This is a genomic window from Virgibacillus sp. 7505 (assembly GCF_002272135.1).
Classification (GTDB): Bacteria; Bacillota; Bacilli; order Bacillales; family Amphibacillaceae; genus Terribacillus.
In genome coordinates, this window is sequence record NZ_NPBF01000146.1 from 1 (window position 1) to 294 (window position 294).

Genomic DNA, 294 nt, shown 5'->3' on the forward strand with positions numbered 1-294 from the left:
AGTGGCGGCGTGATCGCCTCCCCAGAAACGCAGGCGGAGATCGATGCCAATATGGAAGAGCTGTACCAAAATGTCGTGACACAAGCGCTCCAAATGGCCCCACTAGACCGAAGCCATGTCGAAGGCCGTGAAGGGGATCTGTACCAAGACGTGTTGCCGCTAGAATTTCTGTATACAGGCGCCTACGCCCCGCTATACAGTAGCCTGAAAGCAGCTAACTGGTATTACTTGAACCATTTCCCTGTCAGTGCCATCCTAAGCAATGAACAGGCGCTGCAAGCGTGTCGAGCGCCA

At 54.4% G+C, this 294-nt stretch carries 1 pseudogene; it reads left to right on the plus strand.

Annotated features, from left to right (window positions below):
* Window positions 1-93: 93 nt before the first annotated feature.
* A pseudogene (locus CHH91_RS20930) lies at window positions 94-294 on the plus strand (T7SS effector LXG polymorphic toxin); the annotation flags it as partial.